The following is a 4,483-nucleotide window of genomic DNA, read 5'->3' as shown; positions in this document are numbered from 1 at the left end:
GTACCCGCGCGACATGCGCCTCCCCGGTCTCGAGAACCCTCCGCAACCGCTGCGTGACCGTCGGTACGTCCCCGTCCGGCACCGAGGCTCTTACCGGAACCCCCGTTCAGGAGGCAGAGATCATGACCCGTACCGTCACCGTCGGCCTCGACGGCTCTCCCGAGAGCCGCGCGGCGGCCGAGTGGGCGGCCCGCGAGGCCGAGTTGCTCGAACTGCCGTTGAAGCTGGTCCACGTGTGGGAGCCGATGCCGGCGCCTATGGCACAGGCACCGCTGCTCGGCCCCGAGACCCAGCAGCGCTGGACCGAGAGGATTCCGCGGGAGGCGGCCGAGGGCCTGCGGCTGCGCCACCCCGGCCTCGACGTGAGCACCGAGCAGGTGTCCGGCCGGCCCGCGGACGTCCTCGTGGGCGCGGCGGACGACGCCGAACTCCTCGTCCTCGGCTCCCGTGCCCTGGGCGGCATCGGCGGGTTCATGGTCGGTTCCGTCGGGCTGTCCGTCGTCGCCCACGCCGAACGGCCGGTCGTCCTGGTCCGCGCCGGAGAACAGGCCGCCGACGAGCACGAGACGGACCCGGTCGGCAGCCCGTCCGCGGCGACACCGTTCCGGCCGGTCGTCCTCGGTCTCGACATCGACAGCCCCGACGACGACCTGATCGCGTTCGCCCTCGCGGCGGCCGCCCGCCGGGATACCTCCCTGCGGGTCGTGCACGGCTGGAACCCGCCCTCCTACTACGACACCTACGGCGTGGCCACCGACCTGGGACTGCGCGAAGAGCCGGCACAGCAGGAGAGCACCGCCCTGACCGAGATCCTGCGGCCCTGGCGGGAGAAGTTCCCGGCCGTCGAAGTCATCGAGCAGTCCCACTACGGCACCCCCGGCAACCACCTCGTCGACGCCTCCCGCGAAGCCTGCCTCGTGGTCGTCGGCCGACGCACCCGCCGCGGCCCGCTCGGCACCCGCATCGGCTCCGTCACCCACACCGTCCTGCACCACTCCACCGCTCCCGTCGCCATCGTCCCGCACGCCTGACCCACCACCCCCTGAATCCCTGAGGAGCAGACACCATGAAGGCAGCGGTCGTACGAGCCTTCGGCGAGCCCCTGGTCATCGAGGAGCGCCCCGACCCCGAGCCCGGCCCCGGCCAGGTCCGCATCCGCGTCGAGGCCTCCGGGCTCTGCCACACGGACATCCACGCCGCGCACGGCGACTGGCCCGTCAAGCCGAACCCGCCGTTCGTCCCCGGCCACGAGGGTGTCGGGCGCGTCGAGAAACTCGGTGAGGGCGTCACTCACCTGGCCGTCGGGCAGCGGGTCGCCGTGCCCTGGCTGGGCAAGGCGTGCGGGCGGTGCGAGCACTGCCTGTCCGGCTGGGAGACCCTGTGCGAGCAGCAGATCAACACCGGCTACGGCTGCGACGGCGGGTACGCCGAGAAGATGCTGGCCTGGGCCGACTTCGCCCAGCCCGTGCCCGACGGCGTCAGCGCCGTCGACGCCGCCCCGCTGACCTGCGCCGGCGTCACCACGTACAAGGCGCTCAAGGTCGCCGGGGTACGGCCCACCCAGCTCGTCGCGATCTCCGGGATCGGCGGACTCGGCCATCTCGCCGTGCAGTACGCGAAGATCGCCGGAGCCACGGTCGCGGCCGTCGACGTCACCGACGACAAGCTCGAACTCGCCACCGCACTCGGCGCCGACCTCGTCATCGACGCCCGCAAGGACGACGTCGGCGAGGTCCTCAAGCAGCACGGCGGCGCCCACGCGGCGATCGCCCTGGCCGTCGACGAGGCCGCGTTCGCCGCCGTCAACTCCGGCCTGCGACGCGGCGGAAAGCTCGTCATGGTCGCTCTGCCCGCCCACGGCACCATCCAGGTCCCGATCTTCGACACCGTGCTGAACGGCACCAGCGTGATCGGCTCCATCGTCGGCACCCGCCAGGACCTCGCCGAGGTCTTCCAGCTGCACGCGGCCGGACAGACCCAGGTGATCTCCGAGACCCGCCCGCTCTCCTCCGTCAACGAGTCCATCGACGAGGTGCTGCGGGGCGAGGTCAAGGCCCGGATCGTTTTCGACCTCGGTTGGGGAGCGTGAGCGCGATGACCACCCTGCCGATCGTGGTCGGAGTCGACGGCTCCGAGCCCAGTCTGCGGGCCGTGGACTGGGCGGCCGACGAGGCCGTCCTGCGCGGGGCACCGCTGCGGCTTGTGTACGCGTCGCTGTGGGAGCGGTACGAGGGAGAATCCCTCGCGGACGACCTCACCAAGCCTTCCGAACAGGTACGGGCCGAGGACATCGTCGCCACCGCCGCCCGGCGCGCGCAACTCCGGGCACCGGACCTGAAGGTCACCACCGACGTGCTGCCCGAGGAACCGGAGTACGCGCTGGTGCGCGAGAGCCGGGACGCCTCCCTGCTGGTGACGGGCACCCGCGGCCGCAGCGGCATCGCCGAGGCCCTGCTGGGCTCGGTGAGCCTGATCGTGGCCGGGCACGCGCACTGCCCGATGATCGTCCTACGCGGCAACCATGACAACCAGACCCGCTTCGGCACCCACGGCCGTGTCGTCGTGGGCGTCGGCGAGAAGCCGGCCGGCTCCGCGGCCGTGCGCTTCGCCTTCGAGGAAGCACGCCGACGCGGGGTACCGGTGGAGGCCCTGCGGGCCTGGCGGTGCCCCGCGCACGAGACCACCGACCATCCTCTGATGTCCAGCGAGCCCGCGCGGCTGCACGAGCAGCAGGCGGTGGAGGCCCTGAGGGCAGCCCTCCAGGACGCCCCCGCCGACATCGAATCGACCAGTCACACGGTCGAGGGCCACCCCCGGAACGCCCTCGTGAACGCCTCGCACGGCGCCGACCTCCTGGTCGTCGGAGCCAGGCGCCGCCCCGGACACTTCGGACTTCAGCTGGGCCGCGTGGCCCACGGAGTACTGCACCGGTCGTCCTGCCCCGTCGCCGTCGTACCCGAGCCGGTGTGACCGCGACCGCCTCCCGGACGCGCAGCCTGGGCCGAACACCAGGCCCCCGCCGTAATCCCCGACGAGGAACTGCCCGTACCGCCGGCCGGCTGATGACCGTGCCCCCGGTCACCGCGCACGCCGACGAGGAGGACCGGCTGGTCGGCATCGTCACCCGGCGAAAGAGCGAGACGGCGATCGCCGTCTCGATGACCCGCCAGGTCGACGGCATGGTCGGCGTGGTCGACCACCTGACCTACCACCTGGACGACGCCCGCATCCGCGAGGACCAGGCGCTGCACGGCGCGGCCGACGGCCGGCTGCGCGGACTGTGAGAGGAGGCCATCCCATGACCGGCACGGTGTTAGTCACCTATGGCACCAAGAACGGATCGACGGCGCACATCGCCGAGTCCATCGCCGACGCCCTGCGCGAGAAGGGCCTGACCGTCGAGACGATGCGAGCCGCGTCCGTACCCTTCGTCGACCGGTACGACGCGGTCGTGGTCGGCGGCGGCCTGTACGCCGGCCGCTGGCACAAGGACGCCCGGACGTTCGTCCGCCGGCACCGCAAGGATCTCGCCGAGCGGCCCGTGTGGTTCTTCAGCAGCGGACCGCTCGACACCTCGGCCTCCGAGCGGGACGTCCCGCCCGTGCGCGGCGTGCGCCGCGCGATGCAGGACCTGCATGTCCGAGGGCACGCCACCTTCGGCGGCTGCCTCGACGACGACGCCGACGGCTGGCTGGCCCGCAGGATCCTGCGTTCCGGGAACGGCGGGGACTTCCGCGACTTCGACAGGATCGGGACGTGGGCCGCGCACGTGGCCGGTGAGCTCACGGACGGCACGTGACGGCGAAGGACGATGGCCTCGGCACCCTGGGGATCAGGGCGCCGAGGCCATCGGCGTATCGCCTACCCGGCCCGGCTCACGTGGGCACCACTGCGACGGGGCACCGTGAGTCCTGCACGAGCAGCAGGGTGACCGATCCGGATTCGCCCTGGGAACCGCGCCCCACGACCACCAGCCCGGCCCTCGCGGACCGCTGGATCAGCGCCTGCCCGGGAGTGAACAGCCGGACGTCCTCGAACTTGCCCCTCGGGGTACTTCTCCCGCCAGGGTGGCGTACGGCCCGGAGCGGGCGGGGTCGAAGGCGAAGGCGGCTGCTTCGGGGCGGGTTCCCGTGCGTTCACGCCGAGCACGACCTCGGCAACGAGATGGGGGAACACGATGCCGTCCGAGCCACGCCTGCCGGCCACGACGCCTCGTACCTCCGCAGTGACGTGGCCCGCACGGGCCGCCATGCCCCTCAGCCGGTCCGGTGCCCCCACGTGGTCCCGACCAGGTCCCACTTGCGGCCCCACGCCTCGGCGCACCGCTCACGACACCGAGGCGGCCCGGTATGCCCTGGAGGAGGCGGAGCGACGCGGTGCGCGACTCCGGGTCCTGCACTCCTGGACGCATCACCACTCGTCCCCCGAACTGCCCTCACTGATACCGGCCAGTGTTCAGGTGTTTGCGGGGGGAGGCCGAGAG

Annotated in this window: 4 protein-coding genes and 1 pseudogene; all 5 read left to right on the top strand. The window is 72.4% G+C overall.

The window, feature by feature from the left end; all coding sequences use genetic code 11:
- The first annotated feature begins 122 nt into the window (after positions 1–122).
- The 5 genes and pseudogenes from ABZ646_RS40885 (at position 123) to ABZ646_RS40865 (ending at position 3,799) form a co-directional block, all read left to right on the top strand.
- Complete coding sequence (locus tag ABZ646_RS40885; RefSeq protein WP_360531133.1) at positions 123–1,031, top strand: universal stress protein; 909 nt, start codon at positions 123–125, stop codon at positions 1,029–1,031.
- A 35-nt stretch (positions 1,032–1,066) separates the two neighbouring features.
- Positions 1,067–2,089 (top strand): zinc-dependent alcohol dehydrogenase, encoded by a 1,023-nt coding sequence (locus tag ABZ646_RS40880; protein ID WP_360531130.1) that lies wholly within the window; start codon positions 1,067–1,069, stop codon positions 2,087–2,089.
- Between the two features lie 5 nt (positions 2,090–2,094).
- Positions 2,095–2,970, top strand: a complete 876-nt coding sequence (locus ABZ646_RS40875; protein ID WP_360531127.1) for a universal stress protein — start codon at positions 2,095–2,097, stop codon at positions 2,968–2,970.
- Between the two features lie 71 nt (positions 2,971–3,041).
- Positions 3,042–3,284 (top strand): annotated as a pseudogene (locus tag ABZ646_RS40870) (hypothetical protein); the annotation flags it as partial.
- Between the two features lie 14 nt (positions 3,285–3,298).
- On the top strand, positions 3,299–3,799 hold the full coding sequence (locus ABZ646_RS40865) for a flavodoxin domain-containing protein (RefSeq protein ID WP_360531124.1): 501 nt from the start codon (positions 3,299–3,301) through the stop codon (positions 3,797–3,799).
- The last annotated feature ends 684 nt before the right edge of the window (positions 3,800–4,483 follow it).

The sequence above is a fragment of the Streptomyces sp. NPDC007162 genome, from assembly GCF_040634175.1.
Classification (GTDB): Bacteria; Actinomycetota; Actinomycetes; order Streptomycetales; family Streptomycetaceae; genus Streptomyces.
This window is presented reverse-complemented; position numbering and strand designations above follow the sequence as displayed.

What these genes read in the sequence shown, in the direction of transcription:
- ABZ646_RS40885 (WP_360531133.1), top strand. Translation starts at nt 123, where the DNA reads ATGACCCGTACCGTCACCGTCGGCCTCGACGGCTCTCCCGAGAGCCGC.
- ABZ646_RS40880 (WP_360531130.1), top strand. Translation starts at nt 1,067, where the DNA reads ATGAAGGCAGCGGTCGTACGAGCCTTCGGCGAGCCCCTGGTCATCGAG.
- ABZ646_RS40875 (WP_360531127.1), top strand. Translation starts at nt 2,095, where the DNA reads ATGACCACCCTGCCGATCGTGGTCGGAGTCGACGGCTCCGAGCCCAGT.
- ABZ646_RS40865 (WP_360531124.1), top strand. Translation starts at nt 3,299, where the DNA reads ATGACCGGCACGGTGTTAGTCACCTATGGCACCAAGAACGGATCGACG.